The 22,495-nt window shown below is 55.5% G+C and carries 21 protein-coding genes and 1 other RNA gene; 13 read left to right on the top strand and 9 right to left on the bottom strand.

The features are described 5' to 3' along the window. Nucleotides 1-64: 64 nt before the first annotated feature. Nucleotides 65-2,533: a DNA polymerase II gene (locus STH12_RS04060; protein WP_237158741.1), complete on the bottom strand. Its 2,469-nt coding sequence runs from the start codon at nt 2,531-2,533 to the stop codon at nt 65-67. A gap of 77 nt (nt 2,534-2,610) precedes the next feature. On the opposite strand from STH12_RS04060, the gene dinG reads away from it, so the two are divergent. The 6 genes from dinG to STH12_RS04030 are packed head-to-tail and all read left to right on the top strand — an operon-like array spanning nt 2,611 to nt 8,060. Further along, the gene (dinG, locus tag STH12_RS04055) at nt 2,611-4,686 is read left to right on the top strand and encodes an ATP-dependent DNA helicase DinG (protein ID WP_126169410.1); all 2,076 of its coding nucleotides are present in this window, start codon (nt 2,611-2,613) and stop codon (nt 4,684-4,686) included. An 8-nt stretch (nt 4,687-4,694) separates the two neighbouring features. Continuing rightward, the gene (locus STH12_RS04050) at nt 4,695-5,468 is read left to right on the top strand and encodes a TSUP family transporter (protein ID WP_126166371.1); all 774 of its coding nucleotides are present in this window, start codon (nt 4,695-4,697) and stop codon (nt 5,466-5,468) included. Further along, nucleotides 5,465-6,127, top strand: a complete 663-nt coding sequence (locus STH12_RS04045) for a primosomal replication protein (RefSeq protein WP_126166370.1) — start codon at nt 5,465-5,467, stop codon at nt 6,125-6,127. Before STH12_RS04050 ends, STH12_RS04045 begins: the two co-directional genes overlap by 4 nt. A 9-nt stretch (nt 6,128-6,136) precedes the next feature. Next, nucleotides 6,137-6,850 (top strand): DUF2057 domain-containing protein, encoded by a 714-nt coding sequence (locus STH12_RS04040; RefSeq protein ID WP_126166369.1) that lies wholly within the window; start codon nt 6,137-6,139, stop codon nt 6,848-6,850. 1 nt (nt 6,851) lies between these two features. Then, nucleotides 6,852-7,766 carry a histone deacetylase family protein gene (locus tag STH12_RS04035; protein ID WP_126166368.1) on the top strand — a complete coding sequence of 305 codons (915 nt, stop codon included), beginning with the start codon at nt 6,852-6,854 and terminating at the stop codon, nt 7,764-7,766. Nucleotides 7,767-7,781: 15 nt separating this feature from the next. Beyond that, nucleotides 7,782-8,060 (top strand): late competence development ComFB family protein, encoded by a 279-nt coding sequence (locus STH12_RS04030; protein WP_126166367.1) that lies wholly within the window; start codon nt 7,782-7,784, stop codon nt 8,058-8,060. Nucleotides 8,061-8,358: 298 nt separating this feature from the next. On the opposite strand, the gene ffs is transcribed toward STH12_RS04030, so the two are convergent. From ffs to pspA, 8 genes are all read right to left on the bottom strand, one after another. Beyond that, nucleotides 8,359-8,455, bottom strand: an RNA gene (gene ffs / locus STH12_RS04025) — signal recognition particle sRNA small type. 151 nt (nt 8,456-8,606) lie between these two features. Further along, the gene (locus tag STH12_RS04020; protein WP_126166366.1) at nt 8,607-8,945 is read right to left on the bottom strand and encodes a ComEA family DNA-binding protein; all 339 of its coding nucleotides are present in this window, start codon (nt 8,943-8,945) and stop codon (nt 8,607-8,609) included. 286 nt (nt 8,946-9,231) lie between these two features. Then, nucleotides 9,232-10,410: a methionine gamma-lyase gene (gene megL / locus STH12_RS04015; RefSeq protein ID WP_126166365.1), complete on the bottom strand. Its 1,179-nt coding sequence runs from the start codon at nt 10,408-10,410 to the stop codon at nt 9,232-9,234. Between the two features lie 113 nt (nt 10,411-10,523). Further along, nucleotides 10,524-11,612 carry a TIGR01620 family protein gene (locus STH12_RS04010; RefSeq protein WP_126166364.1) on the bottom strand — a complete coding sequence of 363 codons (1,089 nt, stop codon included), beginning with the start codon at nt 11,610-11,612 and terminating at the stop codon, nt 10,524-10,526. Between the two features lie 24 nt (nt 11,613-11,636). Beyond that, complete coding sequence (locus STH12_RS04005) at nt 11,637-13,058, bottom strand: YcjX family GTP-binding protein (RefSeq protein WP_126166363.1); 1,422 nt, start codon at nt 13,056-13,058, stop codon at nt 11,637-11,639. 88 nt (nt 13,059-13,146) lie between these two features. Continuing rightward, nucleotides 13,147-13,542, bottom strand: a complete 396-nt coding sequence (pspC, locus tag STH12_RS04000; RefSeq protein ID WP_126166362.1) for an envelope stress response membrane protein PspC — start codon at nt 13,540-13,542, stop codon at nt 13,147-13,149. After that, a complete protein-coding gene (gene pspB / locus STH12_RS03995; protein WP_126166361.1) occupies nt 13,529-13,768 on the bottom strand; it encodes an envelope stress response membrane protein PspB in 240 nt (79 codons plus the stop codon). Before pspB ends, pspC begins: the two co-directional genes overlap by 14 nt. A gap of 24 nt (nt 13,769-13,792) precedes the next feature. Then, entirely contained in the window at nt 13,793-14,476 is a 684-nt protein-coding gene (gene pspA / locus STH12_RS03990) for a phage shock protein PspA (protein ID WP_126166360.1), read from the bottom strand. Between the two features lie 175 nt (nt 14,477-14,651). Here pspA and pspF point away from each other — a divergent pair, with 175 nt between their 5' ends. From pspF to fabV, 7 genes are all read left to right on the top strand, one after another. Then, nucleotides 14,652-15,731 carry a phage shock protein operon transcriptional activator gene (pspF, locus tag STH12_RS03985; protein WP_126166359.1) on the top strand — a complete coding sequence of 360 codons (1,080 nt, stop codon included), beginning with the start codon at nt 14,652-14,654 and terminating at the stop codon, nt 15,729-15,731. A 70-nt stretch (nt 15,732-15,801) separates the two neighbouring features. Beyond that, nucleotides 15,802-17,430, top strand: a complete 1,629-nt coding sequence (locus tag STH12_RS03980; protein WP_126166358.1) for an ABC transporter substrate-binding protein — start codon at nt 15,802-15,804, stop codon at nt 17,428-17,430. Further along, nucleotides 17,430-18,461, top strand: coding sequence for an ABC transporter permease (locus tag STH12_RS03975; protein ID WP_126166357.1), 1,032 nt, complete (start codon nt 17,430-17,432; stop codon nt 18,459-18,461). The genes STH12_RS03980 and STH12_RS03975 overlap by 1 nt, the downstream gene beginning before the upstream one ends. Continuing rightward, a complete protein-coding gene (locus STH12_RS03970) occupies nt 18,448-19,338 on the top strand; it encodes an ABC transporter permease subunit (RefSeq protein ID WP_126166356.1) in 891 nt (296 codons plus the stop codon). The genes STH12_RS03975 and STH12_RS03970 overlap by 14 nt, the downstream gene beginning before the upstream one ends. Before the next feature lie 2 nt (nt 19,339-19,340). Continuing rightward, a complete protein-coding gene (locus tag STH12_RS03965; protein WP_126166355.1) occupies nt 19,341-20,348 on the top strand; it encodes a peptide ABC transporter ATP-binding protein in 1,008 nt (335 codons plus the stop codon). Continuing rightward, nucleotides 20,329-21,114, top strand: a complete 786-nt coding sequence (locus tag STH12_RS03960; protein ID WP_126166354.1) for an ATP-binding cassette domain-containing protein — start codon at nt 20,329-20,331, stop codon at nt 21,112-21,114. Before STH12_RS03965 ends, STH12_RS03960 begins: the two co-directional genes overlap by 20 nt. Nucleotides 21,115-21,210: 96 nt before the next feature. Then, nucleotides 21,211-22,413: an enoyl-ACP reductase FabV gene (fabV, locus tag STH12_RS03955; protein WP_126166353.1), complete on the top strand. Its 1,203-nt coding sequence runs from the start codon at nt 21,211-21,213 to the stop codon at nt 22,411-22,413. Nucleotides 22,414-22,495: the final 82 nt, after the last annotated feature.

Below are 22,495 nucleotides of genomic sequence, written 5' to 3'. Positions count from 1 at the left end.
GGATTTGCGCAGAATTTTAACCCGTGGTTAACCACTAAATTGGTCAAGCACCATCGAAAAAACACTAAATTAACAAGAGTTGCTCAGCGCCCTCTTTTTGGTAATTAACTTTCAGAACAGCCAAAATAGGCTCCAAAATGGGCATCAGTTGTTTGTCGAAATAATAGTCATAGTCAATGGGTAACGACCTAAAGCCCAACGGCTCGGCCCCTGCCTTGGTAAAGACATACTCGATTCGGGTGCCCCTTTTGCCCTTTGACTCATCGCCGGTAGCCTTTACCCAGGCGGTTGCTGCTTTTACATGGGGGGCCGACTTGGCGGTGTACTGGCTGATATCCCGTTTGAGCCGCTTCTTAAACACCAGTTCTTTGTCGAGTAGCCCGCCGAACAGCGCCTTTTCGGTGTCACGCATAAAGCCAAGCACATCTTCATCCTCAAACAGACGTCGATACAGCTCGTGTTGTACTCGCCTTGCCAGCGGCGTCCAATCGCTTCGCACCTGCTCCATGCCTTTAAACACCAGCGGCCGCTCAGCGGCATGCTGATACTGGCCAACATAGCGCTTCTTGCTGCCCTCTGTGGAATGGCGCAGTGTGGGCATAAAAAACCTGTGATAGTGACGCTCAAACTCAAGCTCGAGGTGGCTGTCTATGTTCAGGGTTTCAGCCAGAGTGTTACGCCAGCGCTGATTAACCATTTCAACCAGACGTTTACCGGTGGCATCTGCATCGGGCGCTTCATCACCCAGCCACACAAAGGTTGAGTCGGTATCGCCATAAATCACGGTATAGCCTTCGGCTTCAATCCACTTGCGGGTGGTTTGCATGATTTCATGGCCCCGCAGGGTAATGGAGCTTGCCAGGCGATAATCGTGAAACACGCAGCCGCGGGAGCCAAGCACTCCATACAGCGAGTTCATTATAATTTTTACCGCCTGCGACATGGGCGCATTGCCCATGGCTTTAGCCTGTTCACGCCGCTGCGCCAGGGATTTAATCAGCTCTGGCAAAATAGGGGCGCGGCGACTGAAGCGGGCGCCGCGAAACCCGGGCACTGTGTCCTGCTCGTCTTCGGCAAGCCCCAGCACCAGCCCCTTGGGATCAATCAAAAAGGTACGGATAATCGATGGGTACAGGCTTTTAAAATCCAGCACCAATACATTGCGGTAAAGCCCTGGCAGCGAGTCCATTACGTAGCCGCCAGGGCTGTCCGGCCCCGGCTCTTTGGCCATCACAGGCGCCACAAACCCGGCCCTGTGCAGGTGGGGCAAATACAGATGATTGAAAGCCGCCACGCTCGCCCCTACCCGGCCAAACTCAAGCCCGGTAAGCCGCGCCCGCTCCAGCGCAAAATTAATCAAATCGGTATGAGCAAAAATATCCCACACCAAACGGCAATCGGTGAGGTTGTAATAGGCCAGCGCCGGCTTATCTTCATTAAACAGCCGGGTAATTTCCTCACCTCGGTCTTCCGGGTTGTGGATGGCTTTGCCTTCGCCGAGCATTTCATTGGCAACCGCGTCCAGGGCAAAGCTGTCGAACTGATAAAAAGCCGCCTTAAGCCAATCTATGCCATCCAGCACCACCCTGCCGGGTAAATCCAGGGTTTCGGGCCTGTGTTTATCCTCCACCTTCCAGCCAAGGGGCCGGCCGAAACGACCTATATTCAGACGTATGCCGTGGTGTCTGGCGCGCCGCCATAACAGCGATAAATCGAAGGTCACCACCGACCAGCCAAGCAGCACGTCCGGATCCACCCGATAAAACCAATCCTGCAGTGCCAGCAGCAGCGCCAGTTCATCGGCCACCCACAAAACAGGTACGTCCTGAGGCTCGCCATTGTGGGTATGCCTCAGTGTGGCCTCGCCAGAGCCTTCTGCACCGACCATCAGCACCAGTGGCTCGCAGTCGCCATATAGCCCGATGGAATACAGCTCACCAGCGAAGCTACATTCGATATCGAGCGACACCGCACTAAGCGAGATGTCCGCCGGTGCGTTTCTGACTCTGGATGCGACAAAGCTTTTGTTATCTTTGGAAAACTGCCCATAGAACTCGCCATCGAGAGCGACAAAGCGCTCGATAAGAAACCGCTGCTCGGCCTTGATATCGGCCTCATAAAGGGGGATATCCAGCTCGGCGGCACGGGCAATCAGGCGGCGCATCACCTGGGGATTACGGCAATAAAGGCCACTGACACTGCGCATATCAAAGCTTTTAAGCTCAAGCGGCTTGGCGCTGACGTCCTCGGCGCTGAACTGAGCTGTGAGCGCCGGAGCGTCTGCCTGCGGGCAAAACGCCAGCACCTTTTGCTCTGGCACTTCCACCCGCAGCGGCCCGGTGGGCGTTTTCACAAAGTACTCAAGCACTGTTTCGCCGCCGCGCTGCGTCACACTTCGGGTCAGCACCCGTCCTTTCACAAGCTGTGCAGGTTGTGCTTTGCGATTGGCAGCGCCTGAACTTGATTCAAGCTCAGGCTCAGAACCTGGGGCAGCGTGGGATGAATTCATGGTGATGGGGCAAAAAACAGCCATATTCGAGTGATGCAGGGTTCTTAGCCTAAGCAATCACTGTTATTATGTACAGCATTATCGCGCCTGTAGAGAGCCCCATGCTGCCAGACAAAGTTAAAACCCAAGTTCGTGCCATCTATAAGGACATCGCTGCCGCGCTGCCGAATTTCCGCTCCCGGCGCGAGCAAAACTATATGGTGGCCGAGATCTCCAAGACGCTGGCAGGGGAATACGACAAGCACAGGCGCATTATCGTGGTTGAGGCGGGCACGGGGATCGGTAAGTCGCTCTCCTATATTCTCGGCACCATTCCGCTGGCGCTGAGCACCAAGAAAAAGGTCTGCATTGCCACCGCCACCGTAGCGCTGCAAGAACAGCTGCTGCATCAGGATCTGCCCTTTTTCCTCGCTCAGTCCGGGCTCAATTTCCGCTTTGGTTTGGTGAAAGGCCGCCAGCGCTACGTGTGTCTGGCCAAGCTTGAGATGCTGATTGGCGATAACAACGGCACCCAGATGGCCATGTGGCAGACCAAACCCGATACGGCACAGGTTGAAATGCTGCAAAAACTGCATCAGGACTACCATAAAGGGCTGTGGAACGGTGAAATCGACACCCTGGAAACGCCGCTGCCGGACCATTTGTGGCAACAAATTGCCTGCGACAAGCACTCCTGCCATCGGCAAAATGCCAGCCACCGCAACTGCCCGTTCCACAAAGCGCGGGAAGACGTGGATACCTGGGATGTGCTGATTGCCAACCACAGTCTGCTGTTTGCGGATCTGGAACTGGGCGGCGGGGTGATCCTGCCGGATCCCGAAGAGATGTTTTACGTTATCGACGAAGCCCATCACCTGCCGGTGGTGGCCCGCGACTTCTCCAGCGCTCAGGCTACGCTGAGGGGGGCCGCCGATTGGCTGGAGAAAATCGGTAAAACGGCCGCCAAACTGCAAAACCAGATTAAAAGCAACAACATCATCGCCCCTGCGCAGGCGATGCAGGACCATGTGGGCGATCTGGTGGGCATGCTCAATCAGGTGGCCCATTACTGCGATGGCGAGCGCGCCAGGTTTGATAACCCGGAAAACCGCCTGCGCTTCAACAACGGCGAGTTGCCAGAGGTGCTGAAGCGTCACGCCGAAAACCTCACCACGGCCAGCAGCGGCGCGCTAAAGCAATTCAACAAGATGCAGTTGCTGCTCGCCGAAGCCATCAAAGATGGCGACATCCCCCGCCATCAGGCCGACAGTTTACAAACCGAAACCGGTTTTATGCTGCAGCGGCTCGAAAACCTTCACAAACTGTGGAAGATGATGGCCAAGGAAGACAGCAAAAAAGGCGCCCCCACCGCGCGCTGGATTGAACTGTTATCCGCCGGAAAGCTGCCGGACTATCTGTTTTGCGCCTCCCCCATTGAAGTGGGCTTTATGCTCGAATCCATGCTGTGGGAGAAAGCCGCCGGCGTGGTGCTGTGCAGTGCCACCTTAAGGGCCTTGAATCAATTTGATTATTTCGCCCATCAGGTGGGATTGTCGCTCCACGACGGCAGCCGTTATCTGGCGCTGCAATCGCCCTTCGACTTTGAGAATAACGCGACCCTGTATTTGCCGAAGATGCGCACTGAGCCCACCGACGACAGCTACACCGAAGAGCTGGCGGAACACATTTTAAAGCTGACTGAAAATGAGATGGCCAGCCTGGTGCTGTTTGCTTCTTACTGGCAAATGGAGAAAGTGGCTGAGATCCTCGGCCCCAAACTTAAAATTCCGCTGCTGATTCAAGGTAATGCGCCGCGCCAGCTGCTGCTGGAAAACCACAAGAAGCGCTGTGATGAAGGCAAACCATCGCTGATGTTCGGCACCGGCAGCTTCTCTGAGGGTCTCGATTTGCCCGGTGACTATCTCACCAACCTTATCGTGACCAAGCTGCCCTTTGCCGTGCCCACCTCACCGGTGGAGCAGGCCCATGCCGAGTACATCAAGGCCAAGGGTGGCAATCCGTTTTTGCAGCTGACCATTCCCGATGCTTCACGTAAACTCATTCAAAGTTGCGGCCGTTTGCTGCGTAAAGAGCAGGACTATGGCAGGATCACCATTTTGGACCGGCGCCTGGTGAGTAAACGTTATGGCAAATCGCTGCTCGATGCCCTGCCGCCGTACCGCCGGGTCATTGAATAGGATTGAATTTGGACTTACTGCTTGACCCGACCAGTCTGGCCATTTTGGCGGCGGTCGGGCTCCTGGCTGGATTTATCGACGCCGTGGTCGGTGGTGGTGGACTGCTGTCAATCCCGGCGCTACTGACGCTGGGGCTGCCGCCCCATCTTGCGCTGGGTACCAACAAACTGTCAGCCTGCTTTGGCTCGGCGATGTCGGCCTTAACCTACTACCGCAAACAGCTGTTTGTGCCCGGCTTTTGGTACAGTGCAGCAATCGCCACTTTCATTGGCGCCCTCTTTGGCACCCTGGCGGTGTATCTCACCTCTGAAACCGTGCTGGCCAAGCTGCTGCCACTTATCATCATGGCCATCGCCATTTACACCTTGTTAAGCCCAGGCGCCATTGAGCACGCCGAGGCAAAAAGCCGCGAGCGCGCGCCGGGGCCGAAGCGGCAATGGTTGCAGGGGCTGCCACTTGGATTTTACGATGGTTACGCGGGTCCTGGCATCGGCGCCTTCTGGACCCTGAGCTCCAGCCGCCTGTATCGTTTACCGGTACTGCAAAACTGCGCCCTGGCGCGGGCGATGACCTTTATCAGCAACAGCACGGCGCTATTGATGTTTTTACTGCTGGGACAGGTTAATCTGGCTGTTGGTCTGTTTCTTGGTGCCTGCATGATGGCGGGCTCCTACCTTGGGGCGCGCAGCGCCATCCAATTTGGGCTTCCTTTTATCCGGCCACTCTTTATTCTGATAGTCATAGCCGCATCCTTCCAACTCGCCTGGAGAGCCTGGTTTTGAAATACGACGCACTGCTTGCAAGGTTAAAGAGCCAGCTTAAAACGCTGGAGCAGGAAGTATTGCAGCACGATGCCGCCCTGGCGCCCCACAGTCGTAAGCTGATGCAGGATACCGAACGCTTCAACAATGAGCTGTTTGTTCAGCATGGCGCGCAGCTCCACCCGTGCATCGCTCAGATTGAAAAAGACATAAAGCAGCTGGAACAGCGACTTAAGCTCAATCTTAACGCCGGCACCATCATTGCCGCCTGTGAACGGATTAACGACAGATTCAGCGCCGTGAAGCGAGCGCTGGTGACCACCGGCATCAACGTCAAAGCCCAGGCACAGGCCAAAGCGAGTGCACGGGAGCGGATGCTCAGCAGCCGCCAGCGGCAACACGACAACAGCGGTTTTACCTGGATAGCCGCCGGCGTGATGCAAAACAGCCACTTACTTTACGAAGAATTGAATAAACATTTGAACTGGGCCAGAAAAATAGAGTCAAAAATCGAAGAGCTGGAAACAATGCTTGAAAATTGTCACGGTGCTGACAAAATCAAAGCGCAAAATGAGATCCTTTTGATGCACCGCCGGCTGGGAAAATGCCGTCAGGCAATCAGCTATATCGAAGACCGCATTCAGGCTTTCGAGCGGCCACATCAAAGTTACAATCGTTAAGGAGCAACAATGAAATCAGTTTTGCCTGTCGGCGCTTTGCTTGCGCTGGCCGCCTCATCTTCGGTGTTTGCCGGCAGTCTCACCATTCCCATGTCATTTGAGTACCTGGCACTGGATGGCCAGCAAATTTCCACCAATAGCTTCACCCACAAAGCCGAGCTTGATCTGGCCCCGGGTACCCACAAAATTGCTATCCGCTACCACGACATGGTGGAAGACGACTTCAGTGACAGCCAAAGCTTTATCAAGTCTGCCCCCTTTATTGTGACCCTGAGGGTAGATGGCGACCATGATTACTTCCTGAAACCTGCCAGCGGCGAAGTCGTCAAGCAGCCCAAGCAGTTTGCCAAAGCGCCTCAGGTTGTTGTGACCCGCGCCGACAAGGGCGAAGTGAGCTACAAGGTTTTCCAGACCGACTACAAAGAAGACAGCTTTGTTGACCGCCTGTTTGGTGGCAGCAAAGGCGTGGACATCGATGAAGCCGCCGCAGCCGCTACCGCTGCTGCCGGTGTAGGCGCGGTTGCCGCTGCATCTGCCCCTGTGGCACCTGTCAGCCAAAGCGCACCTGTTGCTGCCACTGCAGCCCAGGCGCCTCAGGCCACCAGCCCAGTGCCACCGGCCCAGGCTGGCGACCATGCCCAGCAGATGCTGCAATACTGGTGGCTGCAGGCCGATGAGAAAACCCGTAAGGAATTCATGAGCTGGGCCATTAAACAGCTCTAAGATGATCCCACTGGTCTATCACACCAGCTATTCCCGGCTGGTGTTGCCGCCCAAGCATCAATTTCCTATCACCAAATACGCCCATCTCCGGCAATATCTGCTGGAGCATGGGCTTGTTTGTGAATCTCAGTTTATCTCTCCAGAGCCGGTTTCCGGCGCCGATATCCGCCTTATTCACGACAAAACTTACGTGGAAGCCTTCTTGGAGGGCAGCCTTGCCCCGGTGGCAATACGGCGGCTCGGCTTCCCCTGGAGTGAAGACTTGGTTATTCGAACCCTGCACTCCCTTGGGGGCACAGTGACCAGCGCCCGGCTCGCCTTCACCCATGGCGTAGCCCTGCACCTTGCCGGCGGCTATCACCATGCACATCATGACTTTGGCAGCGGCTATTGCGTGTTTAACGACTTGGCACTGGCCGCGCGGATGATGATAGATGAAGGCCGCGCTGACAAGGTCATGATTGTCGATTGCGATGTACATCAGGGGGATGGCACCGCCACCCTGTGCGCGAAGATGGACGATGTGATTAGTGTGTCGCTGCACTGCGACGCCAATTTCCCAAGCCGTAAGCCCCCTTCAGATTACGATGTGCCTTTGCCACGGGGACTTGATGATCAGGGCTACCTGGACAGCCTGAGCCAAACCCTCAGCTATCTGATCCGTCTGGAAAAACCAGACGCCATTCTCTATGATGCGGGAGTAGACATTCACCGGGATGATAACCTCGGTCATCTGGATGTCAGCACCCAGGGGCTATTTGAACGCGACCTGATGGTGCTGGGGATGGCAAAGGAAGCCGGGATCCCCATAGCTGCGGTCATTGGCGGCGGATACAGTGCAAATCCGCTACACTTGAGCGAAAGACACAGTCAGCTGTTTATCGCCGCCAACCAGTTGTGGAAACAGGATAATTAAAACGCGGAGCGCCCTATGCAACTCGAAATCCGGAATTACTATGAAGTGCTGCTGATGGAAATCCTCTCCGATGAGGGGTTAATGGATGAACTTCCTGAAGACTATCTGGCCGATCTCTCCTGTATCACCCTGAATCAATTGCCGGTACGTTATATCCGCCATCTGGTGGATACCTACTTTTTTGAGGATTACAACGAGCTGGCGCAAATGAAAAATGAAATTCAGGCGGCGCTGGAAAAATCCAGAGCATTTCTGAAAAAGCGCAACATCGAAAGGCTGCGTGAACAGGAATGAGCCTCCCCAAGCCATATTGCAGCTTGAGCCATCAGCCAGTGTGAGCTGCCAACCAGCAATGGTAGAGTGAGCAGTAGTGCACTGAGCCATTAACTAAACGAGCGGCAGTTCGGGAGTCGTAGTTCAGCCTAATCGTCACCACGAACTGATCCAGGTATCTATCGATAATCAATGGATAATCAATGGATATAAGTGAAGCGAATCAAGTTGATAGTTCTGCAAGCTGATACAACTTCGGGTGAAACAAGCACTGGGTGTGGTCTGATAAATCGAGGGGGAGATACAGATTTGGGTGGTTCCCCCAGAGCCTCACCCCGGCACACGAGTCGCCTGCTGCGGTTGCTTCCTTCCGGACCTGGCCGAGTTCACAGGTTATCATTGCGGGGGGACCCTGGGGTCACCATTGATTTCCACGATTGTGGAACGGCGCCGATTATCCCCCAAGCGCCAAGCGCAAATCAAGTAAATCCGGGAAATTAGCAGGCAAGCCTGTATCAACCGCCCAATAGATAAACAAAAGGCCTGCATTTGCAGGCCTTTTGGACTTCACAGACTCAATAAATCCCGGTTGTCGTCCAGCACCTTCTGCCCCACCCCGGGTACCTTGGTCAAATCCTCCACCGAGGCAAAACGGCCGTACTGCTTACGGTACTCAACAATCGCCTTGGCCTTGGCTTCACCAATGCCTTTGAGCAGCTGTAATTCTGCTTCGGTGGCGCTGTTAATACTGATTTTACTGGTTTGGTGCTTTTGCACTGAGGCATTGGGCGTCGGGGCATTGGTCGCCGGGGCCTTAGCCGCAGGCTCAGTTTTGGCGGCGTCGGCGGCATACAGCGGTAAATGGCAAGCAGCGCCGAGCAGAAGACAAACAAGCAGTTTGTTCATGATTCACTCCTTTGAGTCGTTTAACGTGGCCGGGGCTCCCTTTCCTTGCCACAAAATAACTCTAGTCAGCTGTCATAAAACTGCAAAATTCTGACCCATAAAAAATGAGCGCCGTGCAAATATTTGCATCGAAGCGCTCATCGGCGGTCTTCAGCGAATGACTTACGCTTTCTTGGCTCACGCAGTAATTGCCTGACGTTCAAACCACCTGAGGTGAACCCTGTGGCAAGCCACGCGGCAGTTCAGTTCAATTCAGCGCCGCCCTGATTTCAAAGCTGCCCTGAGTTCAAAGCCGCGCCAGTGCCTGATCCAAATCGGCAATCAGATCGTCCACATCTTCAAGGCCAACTGAAATCCTAAGCAGCGTATCAGTGATCCCGGCTTCCAACCTTGCCTCCGGCGTATAGGGGGAGTGGGTCATGGAAGCCGGATGCTGAATAAGCGACTCGGCATCCCCGAGGCTCACAGCAATGGTAAACAGCCTGAGACTGTCAACAAAGTTGATTGAACCATCCATGTCGGATTTAAGCTCAAAGGCTATTACCCCACCGGCGCGGCGCATCTGTTTGCCCAAAAATCTGTGGCCCTGATGGCTTTTAAGCCCCGGATAATACACCCGGCCCACTTTGGGGTGGGATTCAAGATACTCGGCCAGTTTTTCCGCATTATCGCAGTGGCGCTGTACCCGCACATCCAGCGTCTTCATGCCACGCAGAATAAGCCAGGCATCGTGGGGCGACATCACAGCACCAATATCTTTGATTATCTGGTACTTAACCTTATCAATCTGCTCTTTGCTACCGGCTACCATGCCAGCAATCACGTCGCCGTGACCATTGAGGTACTTGGTGGCGCTGTGAATAACCATGTCGATGCCATGTTCAAGCGGGCGCTGCAGCAGAGGAGTCATGAAAGTGTTGTCGACTATGGTTAAAATGCCCCGGCGCTTGCCAATGTCGGCAATCGCATCCAAATCAAACACTTCCAGATGCGGATTCACCGGGGTTTCACAGAAAATCACCCGGGTATTCTCACGGACCGCAGCCTCGATGGCACCGGCCTCTTTGAAATCCACCAAGGTCACTTCAATACCAAAGCGGGCCATCAGCTCAGTCATCAGCGCAAAGGTGCAGCCATATACGGCGCGGCTGGCGATCAGGTGCTCGTCCTGGCTGAGGTTGGCCAGCAGAGCCGCCGAAACGGCGCCCATTCCGGATGCGGTGGCAGCTGCTTCTTCTGCTCCTTCAAGAATGGCGAGTTTGCGCTCAAGCTCTCTGGTGGTGGGGTTTCCCAGGCGGGTATAGATATAACCGGTCTCGTCACCGGCAAAACGGGCGCCACCCTGACGGGCGTTGTCGAACACAAAGGTCGCGCTCTGATAGAGGGGGCTAACCAGGGCTCCCATGGCGTCACGCTCGTGGCCACCGTGGATAACCTGGGTGGCCAACTTGCTTTTATCCTGCATAAAACTGCTCTCCCAAAAGCACCACCTTAGGAAATTATAGGTTGTGGCGGTGGTGTGGGCACTAACATGACGGCCCCGGACGCAAACGCCAAGGGCCGTGGCAGAATTAAGCGTCAGCTGTTTGTAAAATCTTTGTTACGACGCAGACGGCTATCCACCTGGCCATTTAGAGCGCTACTAAACAAAGACTTAAGTTCAACAAGCAGTTGCTGATGGATACGGGAAAGCTTGGGTTTCTGCTCCGCTTTAAAGGTCAACGGCCGACAAAGTGCCATCGCCTGGTAACCAAGCCGCGCAGTCAGCAGTCCGCCGCCGAGCCCCTGAGCCAGGCGGGCTGACAGCTTGCCTGTCATCTCCACCGACAGCAGTTGACTGCCAAGGTCGGTCACAAGCTCGGTGGTCCCGGCATAAAAAATATTGACCAGAATGGCGCGGATAAGCCGGATGCGGCTCCAGTAGCCCAGCTCTACCCCGTAGCAGTCGGCCACATCACGGATCATCTTTTGGTTACGCCACAGGATGATCCCCATATCCAGCACCGCCAGAGGGCTTGCCGCCAGCAGCGCTGCCGACTCCATGGCATAGCGGCTCACTTTGCGTTTGGCGGCCTCATCCTGGGCTGTTAGTACACACTCCTCGTACAGGGTCAGCTTTTCCGCGTCGTTATGGTCATCGCACACCAAGCCCTTGAATTTGCTGAGCGCCTCAGCGGGCGCCTTGGTACTTAAGCTCTCGATAAAGGCATCGGCCTCGCCGATTTGTACGCTTTCACGGATCCGGGCGCCCTGCTCTCTGGCGTCATCTGTGGCTTTAAGGCGCTTGAGCAGCCGGTACTCGCGCCAGGCGGCACCAAGCCCCCAGGTGAGCACCAGCCCAAGCACCACCCCATAAAGGCCAAAGAGCCAGGGGCTTTGCCGGTAGGCATCCATTAAGCCCAGCGTGGTTTCGGTAACCACAAGCACACCCAGGCCTGTGAGTGCCCACTTCGCCAGCGGCGACCAACGGCGGCCCTTCAGCCCCTGCAGGGTAATATGGGCATCTATGGGTGACAGTGCCTGTTCAAGTTCGGTTTCATCGAGGGTGCGCACCTCGGTCTCTACGGCAAAGCGTTGGGTGCCGGCAAGGGCATCATCGCTTGGCTGCTCGGATTCAAAGCGGCGTGCGGGCGCCAGCGGCGTCTCGTCTTTCATGATTTCAGTCATCTCCTGCTACAAACTGGTTCCCACTCAGGCAAGCTTATCGCCGAGCAGGTATTCCAGCAGATGATCGAGGCGGATATGGGCCATGGGGCTCTCGCCATTTCTGGCCATGGGCGCAAACTGCACAAATTCAAAGCCCTGATTTTGCCAGAAATCCGGCTTGGGCAAGCTTTGCGGCACTTCGCCGGGAAACAACGTAATGGGCTTGCCAGTAGCGAGCTCGGTGCCTGTGACCACTTCCACCTCGCCTTTTTCGGTATTGACCATCCCCGGCCGGGTGGCACGGATAGCGCTGATGGCCATGGCCTCCACCTGACAGCCTTCGAAGCGGGCGAAGTGCTCACTTCGCCCCAGCATTTGTTTAAGCAGCCCCAGCACCCTGCCCTGCTGATCCCGGGTCACGTGGTCAATTTTACTGGCGGCAAACAGCAGTTTGTCGATGCGGGGTGAAAACAGCCTGCGGATCAGGCTGGACTGACCGAACCTGAAACTTTCAAGAATACCATCCAGCGCCAGGCTCATGTCTTCAAACTGGGCTCGGCCACGATTCAGCGCACTGAAGCAGTCCACCAGCACCAATTGCCGGTCAAAACGGGCAAAGTGACGTTTAAAGAAGGGCTCGACCACCGCATCCACATATTCACGGTAACGGCGACAAAGCTGGCCGTAGGCGCTGTCTTTGCCTGCCTCGGCGGCCCGCTTATGGGCCGCCTCATCCAACGGCAGCGGGAAGAACGCCAGCAGCGGCGCGCCTTCAAGCTCCCCAGGCAGCAACATGCGTCCTGGCTGGGCAAAATAATAGCCCTGGCTATGTACCGACTCTTCAAGGTAGGCGCGATACAGGCCTGCGATGCGCTCAAATTCTTCATCGCTTAAGGGCTCATCGAGGCGAACCCGGCTCGCCGCGTCGAGAAAAGCGCTGAGCGACTCCGATGGTGTGCGCTTGTTGATGGCGGCAAACACGCTCTGACTCCAGCTGGCATAGTCCTGACGCAGCATGGGTAAGTCCAAAAGCCATTCACCGGGATAATCCACCAAATCGAGATACAGGGTGGACACATCTGAGAGTTTTGATAACAAGCCGCCTTTGGGGCGATAGCGGATTTCGAGCCTGAGCTCAGACAAATTGCGGGTAGATGCAGGCCAGCTTGGCGGCATCTGTGATAAGGCCGAGAGTGCCCCCTGGAGGTCAAAACTGGCAATGTTTAAGTCTGGCTGACTGGCGCGGCGAACCCCAACCAGCCTTTCATCGCGGCTCACCTGCCACAGTGGCAGGTTTTTATCGTTTGCAGCGGTGGCACTCAGAAGCTGATGGACAAGGCCGGTGATAAAGGCGGTTTTCCCTGCCCCCGAGAGACCGGTTACCGCCAGTCTTAAATGCCGGTCTGTGCTCCTTGCCAGCAGATCGCGTGCCTTTTGTGTGAGTTTATCCACCGGGCTGCTCGCCATAGAATCTCCTGTGTCATTCCCTTAACGACGTCTTTGTTTTATACGCTGCCAACAAAGACAAAGGGCGACCGAGTCGCCCGTAGTTAACTTAAAGGTTATTGATTTGCCGCTTTAAGTCGTAGTTGTCTGATGTCACGTAACGCTCGAGTGACCTAAGCCTTGACTCCAGGGAGCGAAAGCGACTGTTCACATCGGCCAGTGCCTGTTTGGCGGGTTCTCCGGCCTGCCAGACCTTGCGCTTGACCTCGATGTCACTGATGTCGTCGTGGACTTTGGTGGATGCCGGCTTCACATCCAAAATCATCCACAGGGCCACGTAAAGAATGAAGATGATACCTGAGCCGCCAAGGAGGAAGATGGACACTGCCACCACTCGCACCAACCAGGTCTCGAAGCCGAAGTACTCGGCGACTCCGGCGCAGACCCCGGCGATTTTGCCTTGCTGGGGTATGCGATAGAGGGTCCTGCCATCACGCGTGCTCATGCTTGTTCCTCCACTCAGGAGACTCGGCGTCCAGAATAGCTTCCAGAGTCTCGATACGCTGATCCATCTTGTCAGCCAGGGCGATGAGTTCGTTAAGCTGTTTAAACTCTTCGTCGGAAAGTCCCTGGCTCACCTGCCGCTTGCTGCGGTAATGCAGAACCAGCCATATGGGTGCCACTATCACCATGAAAATAATAATGGGCGCCATCAATACATCCATATCCATAACTCACCTCCCCCGAATAATTCGTTACTTGCCAGCTTTTTCTTTGGTCTTGCCCTTCATTTTAGCCTTCAGGGCTTCCAGCTCGGCATTCACTGAATCTTCGGCTTGCAGGGCGGCAAATTCGTCATTCAGACTGGATTTGTTACCCAAATCGTAAGATTCCACCTGGGCTTCCAGGCTCTCAACACGGGCTTCATACTGCTCAAACTTCAGCATGGCGTTGTCGATTTTGCTGGAATCCAACTGCTTTTTTACCTCAAGACGGCTGGAAGCAGTTTGCTTGCGCATGATGATGGTCTTCTGGCGAGCCTTGGCATCGGCCAGTTTTTCCTGCAGCTGAGTCACTTCTTCTTTCAGGCGCAGGATATGGTCTTCAACCACTTCCAGCTCGCGCTGCAGGGTGTCGGCCAGGGTAGAGGCTTTTTGCTTTTCTACCAGGGCGGCACGGGCCAGATCTTCACGCTCTTTGGAGATGGCCAGTTCGGCTTTCTCTTCCCAATCCTGTACCTGGGCGTCAACCCGGGCAATCCGGCGAAGGATGTCTTTCTTCTCGGCCAGAACCTTGGCTGAGGTAGAGCGCACTTCCACCAGGGTGTCTTCCATTTCCTGAATGATCAGGCGAACCATTTTTTCCGGATCTTCCGCCTTGTCCAGCAGGGCGCTGATGTTGGAATTAATGATGTCCGCGAAACGAGAGAAAATACCCATAATTCAGTCCTCACATGTAGTTGGTTTTCGCAATGAGTAATACACAGAGCGTGCCAACTTTTGTTTTTCCTTTAAATTCAATAAAAAGCGTCAAAATTTAAGATTCACTTTATTTTGCCAGCCCAGGCACCTATTATGATTTTCACCACTTGTTAGCGAATAAGACCAACAAAAAGTGCCCAACGCATTCAAACAGGACAACCTGATAGGCCAATCCAACGCACTTCTGGAAGTGCTGGAGCATGTATCCCGCATCGCCCCTCTGTCAAAGCCGGTATTGATTATCGGTGAACGGGGCACAGGTAAGGAGCTCATCGCCGAGCGTTTACATTACCTGTCCCAGCGCTGGGATCAGAGCTTTTTAAAGCTAAACTGTTCATCGCTGAGTGAAAATCTACTCGAAACTGAACTGTTTGGCCATGAGTCAGGTGCCTTTACCGGCGCAAAAGGTCGTCATGAAGGTCGCTTTGAGCGCGCCGATGGCGGCACCCTGTTTTTGGATGAACTGGCCAACACCTCCGGACTTATTCAGGAAAAACTGCTGCGGGTCATCGAATACGGTGAATACGAACGGGTCGGTGGCAGCAAGACCCTGCAGGCGGATGTGCGCCTGATTTGTGCCGCCAACGAAGACTTGCCGTCACTGGCAGAAGCCGGTGAATTCCGGGCCGACCTGCTCGACCGCCTCGCCTTCGATGTGATCACCCTGCCGCCCCTGCGCCACCGCAAAGAAGACATTATGCCGCTGGCGGAATACTTCGGCATCGGCATGGCACGCCAGCTCAAACTGGATTTGTTCCCGGGTTTTGCCGAGCATGCAATTGAGCAGCTGATGGACCATCAATGGCCGGGCAATATCCGCGAGCTTAAAAACGTGATTGAGCGTTCTGTGTACCGCGCCGGTGGCAGCTGTGAGCCCATTGAAGACATAGTGCTGGACCCGTTCGAGTCGCCCTGGCGTCCCAAGGGAAGGATTAAAACGGTGGAGCGTCAGGCCAAAACAGTGCCTGTGGTTGAGGCCGCCGTCCAGGACACCCCGGCTGCCACGGCGGGTAGCCCAATGCAAGTTGCATCCCTTGAGGTGAATTTTCCGCTGGATCTTAAAGAACATCTGGAAGCGGTCGAGAAAGATCTTATCCAGCAGGCATTGGCGGCAAGCCAGTTCAATCAGAAAAAAACCGCCGATCTGCTGGGGCTCAGTTATCACCAGCTGCGCGGGATCCTCAAGAAATACAATTTACTGGATAAGGCATAAGTGGATTGCCCGCGGCGGCGGGCGACTGTTAGAATCAATCATTACTGCTTACACCAATAACGATTCATTAATGAATGCGCTGAAAAACCGGCTTTATCGGCTCGCCCTGCTGCCCCTGGTTGGGGGATGGCTTACAGCCTGTGGCCATCAGCAACTGCCACCCGGGGTGGTTTACTGCTCCGAGGGTAACCCTGAGTCATTTAATCCGCAGACCGTGACCTCAGGCACCACCATTGATGCCACTTCCCAGCAGATCTACAGCCGCCTGGTGGACTACGATGCCGACGAAGGCAAAATCGTACCGGCGCTGGCTACCAACTGGGAAATCAGCGACGACGGCCTCGAGTACCGCTTCACCCTGCGCGAAGGGGTGAAATTCCACCGCAGCGCCCTCTTTACCCCAAGCCGTCCTTTCAATGCCGACGACGTGCTCTTCTCCTTCCAGCGCATTCTGGATGACGACCATCCATTCCACTGGGTCAGCCGCAGCGGTTATCCGTTTTTCCAGAGTATCGACTTTGTCAATCAGGTCAGTTCGGTTACCAAAGAAGGCGACCATCAGGTGGTGTTCCGCCTGAATCGCCGTGATGCATCGTTTCTGTCGAACCTCGCCACCGACTTTGCGGTGATCCTCTCGGCCGAGTATGCCGAGCAGCAACTGAACGCAGGCACGCCGGAGCGGCTCGACACCCAGGCCATAGGCACAGGTCCTTTCCGCCTGGTGGAATACGTGAAAAACGAATACATCCGCTATCGCCGCCATGAAGGCTATTGGGGCAAGGCGCCTGAAATCGATATGTTGGTGTATGACATCACTTCCAAAAGCACCGTCAGGCTGTCTAAGCTCATTACCGGCGACTGCAGTGTCTCGGCGCTGCCCAAGGCCGGTGAGCTTGATTTGATTGATGAACATCCGGATTTACAGTTGCAGTCGCGCCCCGGCCTGAACGTGGCATTCTGGGCCTTCAACACCCAAAAGCCGCCACTGGATGATGTGCGCGTACGTCAGGCGCTGTCGCTCGCCATCGATAAGCGCAATATCCTTGCCGCCGTGTATCAGGACACCGCCGTTGAGGCCCAAAGCCTGCTGCCACCCTCTTCCTGGGCCTACGCCCGCGACTATGAACTGGATATCGACTACTCCCCCAGCAAGGCCATGACCTTACTGGCCGAGGCAGGAGTCACCAACCTCAGTATCGACATCTGGGCCATGCCGGTCGCCCGGGCCTATAACCCCAATGCGCTGAAAACCGCCGAGCTTATTCAGGCGGATTTAGCCAATATTGGCGTTAAGGCCAATATCGTCAGCTACGACTGGTCGGTGTTTACCCAAAAGCTCAACCGCAGCGACTACGACTCGGTATTGATTGGCTGGAACGCCGATAACTCAGATCCAGACAACTTCTTCACCCCGTTGCTGAGCTGCGCCTCGGTGGGCTCAGGCAACAACCGCTCCCGCTGGTGCTCACCCGAGTTTGATGCCCTGCTGACCCGCGCCCGCGCCAGCACCGACCGGCTTGAGCGCACCGCGCTGTATCAGGAAGCCCAGGCCGAAGTGGCCCGGGAACTGCCGATGTTTGCCTTTGCTCACGCCAAGCGCACCCTGGTGCACCGCAATAACATCAGCCATATGCCCATCAGCCCCTTTGGCGGCATCTCCTTTGCCGACATCAAACCCAAAATTGAGGAGCAAGATTGATGGGCGTGTACCTGCTTAGGCGTCTTAACCTCTTTATTGCCACCTCCTTGCTGATGGTGAGCATTCTGTTTATTGCCACAAGTCATTTCCCAACAGACAGAGCCTACGCGCTGACCGGGGTAATTAACCCTACTGCCGAGCAGGCGCAGCAAATCATTGATGCGTACAAGCTGGATAAATCCGAGTTTCGTCAGTATCTGGCGTATCTGGAGCAGCGGCTCTCAGGTGACCTTGGCATTTCCATCACCTCCCAGCAGAGCGTGGCCAAAGAGCTTGCCAGTGTGCTGCCGGCATCCTTTGAGCTGGCGTCATTTTCCGGATTGCTGGCGCTGCTACTGGGGATCCCGCTTGGGGTACTGGCGTCACTCAATCAGCACAAGCTGACCCAGAATGCCATTATGGCGATTACCCTGACCGGCTACTCAATTCCGGTATTCTGGCTGGGTCTGTCGCTGTCACTCTGGTTTGGGGTGCGGCTGGGATGGTTGCCAATTTCCGGACAAATCAACCTCTTGTATGAAATTAAGCCGGTCACAGGCTTTATGCTGATTGATACCCTGCTGTCGGATTCAAGCTACCGACTGTCAGCCTTTAAAGACGCGCTGGCGCACATAGTGTTACCGGCGGTTACCCTGGCGGTGCTGCCCTTCACCGTGGTGGTGCGCATTACCCGCGCGGCCATGCTCAACGTGATGAACCAGACCTATATTCGCGCCGCCGAGGCACGCGGGCTGCACACGGGGAAAATCATTTTAAAGCACGCCCTGCCCAACGCCCTTATTCCGCTGCTTAAACACCTGGGCTTGATGCTGGGCGCCTTTGCCAGCTATGCCATTGTGGTGGAAGTTATTTTCTCCTGGCCAGGGGTTGGCTCCTGGCTGGTTTCAGGCATTTATCAGCGCGACTATACCGTTATCCAGGGCGGTATTCTGGCGGTGGCGCTGCTGATTATTTTCCTGAGCATCCTGATTGAAGTGATACACACCGCCTCCAATCCGCTCAGCAGGAAGGAACTTTATGCCTCAAGTTAAGATTTATCAGGAAGACGATATCCCGTCTCCCATGAGGCGGTTGTGGCAGTCTTTTTCGGCGAATCCTTTTGCCCTTGCCGGGCTGTGGGCCATTGCCTTTTTGTTGCTGCTGACAGTGCTTGGGCCCTGGTTTGCCCCCTTCAGCCCCGAGGCGCAAAACCCCAAGGCACTGCTGCTGCCGCCATCCTGGGATCCGGCTGGCACAGTGGAACACTTCCTCGGCACTGACGATCTTGGCCGCGATATTTTCAGCCGCCTGCTGCACGGCGTTCACCTCACTTTCGGCATGTCGCTGGCGGTGGTGGTCACCGCACTGCTGCTCGGCTTCCTGATTGGCTCCATCTCGGGCATGATGAAGGGGCTTAAATCCAGTATTCTCGGGCACTTACTCGATGCCCTCTTGTCTATTCCATCGCTGCTGATGGCCATTTTGGTGGTGGCCGTGCTGGGCCCCGGACTCGACAACGTATTTTGGGCGGTGGGCATTGCCTTAACGCCGCAGTTTGTACGGGCCATCCATCAGGCTATCCACGAAGAGCTGCAAAAAGAGTATGTGACCGCCGCGCGCCTCGATGGCGCCAGCAGCATTCAAATCTTCTGGTTTGTGATTATGCCCAACGTCTGGGAAGTGGTGATTATTCAAACCACACTGGCAATTTCCACGGCAATTCTGGATATTGCCGCACTGGGGTTTTTGAACCTGGGAGCTCAGGCGCCCAGCCCCGAATGGGGAGCTATGGTGTTTCAGGGACTCGATAACCTGCTGACCGCCCCCTGGACCGTGACCATCCCCGGGGTGGCCATTCTCTTTACCGTGCTTGCCGTTAATCTGGTGGGCGACGGGCTGCGTTCGGCGCTGGCGCCGATAAAGAACTGATTATGCCGCTACTGGATATACGCAACCTCACCATAGAGCTGGACACCCCCCACGGGCGGGTAAAGGCGCTGGAAAAAGTCAGCCTGATGCTGCACGCCGGTGAAATTCACGGTCTGGTGGGCGAGTCGGGTTCCGGACGAAGCCTGCTTGCCCGTGCCGTGCTGGGCATTCCAGGCCCCAACTGGACTGTCACCGCCGACCGCATGATGTGGGATGGCCACAACCTGATGGAAATGTCCTCGGCCGAGCGACGTAACCTGATGGGCAAAGAGATGGCGATGATTTTCCAGGACCCATCCGGTAGCCTCGACCCTGTTATCACCATTGGCACCCAGCTGATTGAAGCCATGCCAACCGACACCAGTCTGCCGTTCTGGCGCCGTGGTCGCGGCAAGCTCAACACTGCCGAAAAATGGCTGCACAAGGTGGGGATTAAAGATCCCAAGCGGGTGATGGACAGCTACCCATGGGAAACCTCCGAAGGCGAATGTCAGAAGGTGATGATTGCCATGGCACTGGCCAAGCAGCCACGACTGCTGATTGCTGACGAGCCGACCAACTCGATGGAGCCCAGCACTCAGGCGCAAATTTTCCGCCTGCTGGCTCAGCTTAACCAGCTGCAGGGCGTGACCATTATGCTTATCAGCCACGAGCTGGAGACCCTGGCCGAGTGGTGCAATAACCTCACTGTGCTCTACTGCGGCCAGGTGATGGAGTCAGGCCCCATTGATGAACTTATCCGCGAGCCGCTGCACCCCTATACCAAGGCGCTGATGGACCATATGCCGGATTATCGCGGCAACCTGCCCCACAAGAGCCTGATGCCGACCCTGCCGGGTTCTGCGCCTGCGCTGCAGCATTTGCCGATTGGCTGTCGTCTGGGGCCGCGCTGTCCCGAGGCCCGTAAGCAGTGTGTGCATCAGCCGCAGCTTCAGCATCAAAAAGACAGGTATTACGCCTGCCACTTCCCCTATCAAACGGAGAGCAGCAATGACGACACCTCTGCTTAAGGTCACCAGTCTCTCCAAGCGCTATTTCACCGGCTATCGCCGTTTCCGGGCCCAATACAACGAGGCGCTGGCGCCTATCTCGTTTGAGCTTGGCCGCGGTGAAACCCTGGCCGTAGTGGGTGAAGCCGGCTCGGGTAAAAGTACCCTGGCGCGCATTCTGGTGGGCGCCGAGCAGCGCTCCAGCGGCGAAATTCTGTTTGAAGGCACAGCCCTTGAAACCCGCAACGTCAAGCAGCGCTGCCGTCTTATTCGGATGATTTTCCAGGATCCCAACACCTCGCTCAATCCGCGGCTGTCCATTGGCGAACTGTTGGAAGAGCCGCTGAGGTTCAACACCGACATGAGCGCCGCTGAGCGCAGCGCGCTGGTCACAGAGACCCTGCGCAAGGTGGGATTGCTGCCGGAACATGCCGACTTTTATCCGCACATGATTTCCGAAGGTCAGAAACAGCGGGTCGCCGTGGCCCGGGCACTGATGCTGAGCCCCAAGGTGATCATCGCCGACGAAGCCCTGACCGCTCTCGACCTCTCGGTGCGTTCACAAATCCTCAACCTGTTGCTGCAACTGCAAAAGGAAATGGGGCTGTCGTATATTTTTGTGTCCCATAACCTCAATCTGGTGCGCCATGTGAGCGATAAAATCATGGTGCTGCACAAGGGTCAATTGGTAGAAAAAGGCCCGGTGCAAAAGGTTTTCGAAAGCCCGGAGCATGAGTACACCGCCAGGCTGATTGCCGAGCAAACCCGTCAGGTGCGCAAGCGCTGAACTCATCCAACCACCGGGGTAAAACGTAAAAAAGAGGCTGCCATTGGCGCCTCAAGTCATTATTCTATTGCCAGTGTTGACTGAAGAAGCATAAACATGATTATCAAACCAAAAATTCGTGGCTTTATTTGTACCACCACTCATCCGGTTGGCTGTGAAGCCAACGTGCTTGAGCAAATCAATCTGACCAAGGCCCGTGGCCCTATCGTCAATGGCCCCAAGCGCGTACTCGTGGTTGGCTCTTCCAGCGGCTATGGTCTGTCTTCCCGTATCGCAGCCGCCTTTGGCAGCGGCGCCGCCACTATCGGCGTGTTCTTTGAAAAGCCTGGCACCGAAACCAAGCCTGGCACCGCCGGCTGGTACAATTCGGCCGCTTTTGACAAATTTGCCAAGGCCGAAGGCCTGTACAGCAAGAGCCTGAACTGCGATGCCTTCAGCCATGAAGCCAAAGCCAAGGTGATTGAGCTGATTAAAGCTGACCTCGGTCAAATCGACATGGTGGTCTACTCACTGGCCTCGCCTGTGCGTAAACTGCCTGACAGCGGCGAACTGGTACGCTCTTCACTGAAGCCTATCGGTCAGCCATACAGCTCTACTGCGGTAGACACCAACAAAGACACCATCATCGAAGCCAGTGTTGAGCCTGCTACCGAGCAGGAAATTGCCGACACTGTCACCGTGATGGGTGGTCAGGATTGGGAACTGTGGCTGAATGCGCTGGATGAAGCCGGCGTGCTGGCCGATGGCTGCAAGACTGTGGCTTACTCCTACATTGGTACCGAGCTGACCTGGCCTATCTACTGGCATGGCGCGCTGGGCAAGGCCAAGATGGACCTCGACCGCGCCGCCCACGCCCTGAACGACAAGCTGGCAGCCAAAGGCGGCAGCGCCAACGTGGCCGTACTCAAGAGCGTTGTGACCCAGGCCTCTTCTGCCATTCCGGTGATGCCACTGTACATTGCCATGGTATTCAAGAAGATGCGCGCCGAAGGCCTGCATGAAGGCTGTATGGAGCAGATCCTGCGCATGTTTTCTGAGCGCCTGTACAAGGCCGATGGCAGCGCCCCTGAAGTGGATGAAGACAATCGTCTGCGTCTGGACGACTGGGAACTGCGTGATGACATTCAGCAGCATTGCCGTGACCTGTGGCCACAGATCACCACCGAAAACCTGCCTGAGCTGACCGACTACGTCGAGTACAAGGCCGAGTTTATTAAGCTGTTTGGTTTCGGTATCGAAGGCATCGACTACGATGCCGACGTCAATCCAGAAGTTAGCTTCGATGTGATTGAACTCTAAGCGCAAACGCTTTAAAAAACGCCGCACTGCGGCGTTTTTTTATGCTCAAATATCAGCATAATAGAGACATTCAGACAAAGAG

This window comes from Shewanella khirikhana, assembly GCF_003957745.1.
GTDB classification, from domain to species: Bacteria; Pseudomonadota; Gammaproteobacteria; order Enterobacterales; family Shewanellaceae; genus Shewanella; species Shewanella khirikhana.
Note: the sequence above shows the minus strand (reverse complement) of the source record. Positions and strands in the feature narration are given on the sequence as shown.

Bases quoted from the DNA above. Each gene is read 5' to 3' on its own strand.
- STH12_RS04060 (WP_237158741.1), bottom strand. From the start codon at position 2,533: ATGGCTGTTTTTTGCCCCATCACCATGAATTCATCCCACGCTGCCCCA.
- dinG (WP_126169410.1), top strand. From the start codon at position 2,611: ATGCTGCCAGACAAAGTTAAAACCCAAGTTCGTGCCATCTATAAGGAC.
- STH12_RS04040 (WP_126166369.1), top strand. From the start codon at position 6,137: ATGAAATCAGTTTTGCCTGTCGGCGCTTTGCTTGCGCTGGCCGCCTCA.
- STH12_RS04035 (WP_126166368.1), top strand. From the start codon at position 6,852: ATGATCCCACTGGTCTATCACACCAGCTATTCCCGGCTGGTGTTGCCG.
- STH12_RS04030 (WP_126166367.1), top strand. From the start codon at position 7,782: ATGCAACTCGAAATCCGGAATTACTATGAAGTGCTGCTGATGGAAATC.
- STH12_RS04020 (WP_126166366.1), bottom strand. From the start codon at position 8,945: ATGAACAAACTGCTTGTTTGTCTTCTGCTCGGCGCTGCTTGCCATTTA.
- megL (WP_126166365.1), bottom strand. From the start codon at position 10,410: ATGCAGGATAAAAGCAAGTTGGCCACCCAGGTTATCCACGGTGGCCAC.
- STH12_RS04010 (WP_126166364.1), bottom strand. From the start codon at position 11,612: ATGACTGAAATCATGAAAGACGAGACGCCGCTGGCGCCCGCACGCCGC.
- STH12_RS04005 (WP_126166363.1), bottom strand. From the start codon at position 13,058: ATGGCGAGCAGCCCGGTGGATAAACTCACACAAAAGGCACGCGATCTG.
- pspC (WP_126166362.1), bottom strand. From the start codon at position 13,542: ATGAGCACGCGTGATGGCAGGACCCTCTATCGCATACCCCAGCAAGGC.
- pspB (WP_126166361.1), bottom strand. From the start codon at position 13,768: ATGGATATGGATGTATTGATGGCGCCCATTATTATTTTCATGGTGATA.
- pspA (WP_126166360.1), bottom strand. From the start codon at position 14,476: ATGGGTATTTTCTCTCGTTTCGCGGACATCATTAATTCCAACATCAGC.
- STH12_RS03980 (WP_126166358.1), top strand. From the start codon at position 15,802: ATGAATGCGCTGAAAAACCGGCTTTATCGGCTCGCCCTGCTGCCCCTG.
- STH12_RS03975 (WP_126166357.1), top strand. From the start codon at position 17,430: ATGGGCGTGTACCTGCTTAGGCGTCTTAACCTCTTTATTGCCACCTCC.
- STH12_RS03970 (WP_126166356.1), top strand. From the start codon at position 18,448: ATGCCTCAAGTTAAGATTTATCAGGAAGACGATATCCCGTCTCCCATG.
- STH12_RS03965 (WP_126166355.1), top strand. From the start codon at position 19,341: ATGCCGCTACTGGATATACGCAACCTCACCATAGAGCTGGACACCCCC.
- STH12_RS03960 (WP_126166354.1), top strand. From the start codon at position 20,329: ATGACGACACCTCTGCTTAAGGTCACCAGTCTCTCCAAGCGCTATTTC.
- fabV (WP_126166353.1), top strand. From the start codon at position 21,211: ATGATTATCAAACCAAAAATTCGTGGCTTTATTTGTACCACCACTCAT.